This is a genomic window from Paenibacillus sp. 598K, assembly GCF_003851045.1.
In the GTDB taxonomy this organism is placed as follows: domain Bacteria; phylum Bacillota; class Bacilli; order Paenibacillales; family Paenibacillaceae; genus Paenibacillus_D.
Genome location: NZ_BFBX01000019.1, coordinates 512 through 816, shown reverse-complemented (window position 1 = coordinate 816; position 305 = coordinate 512). Strand labels below are relative to the sequence as shown.

General features: G+C 63.0%; 1 protein-coding gene. It reads right to left on the bottom strand.

What is annotated here, in order from left to right; translation table 11 throughout:
- On the bottom strand, positions 1–305 hold a 305-nt coding region (locus PA598K_RS08485), incomplete at both ends, for an ATP-binding cassette domain-containing protein (RefSeq protein ID WP_128656585.1).

Sequence of the window (305 nt, the reverse complement as noted above, 5' to 3'; positions counted from 1 at the left end):
CGCATGCCGCCGGACAGCTCGAATGGATACTTGTCGCCGAACCCTTCCAGCCCGACCATCTGCAGCATCTCCTCGGCCAGTTGCTTGTTCGTCGTCCGATCCTTGCGGTCGAGCCAGGTGACATTTTGCAGCTCGAACGGCAGCAGCACATTGGCCAGCACCGTCCGCCACTCCAGCAGCAGATCCTTCTGGAAGACGACGGCGTTGCCCTCCTGCGGCCCCTTCATCGGCTTGCCGCCGATCAGGATCGTGCCGCCGGTTGGCGTATCCAGTCCGGCGAGCAGATTCATCAGCGTGCTCTTGCC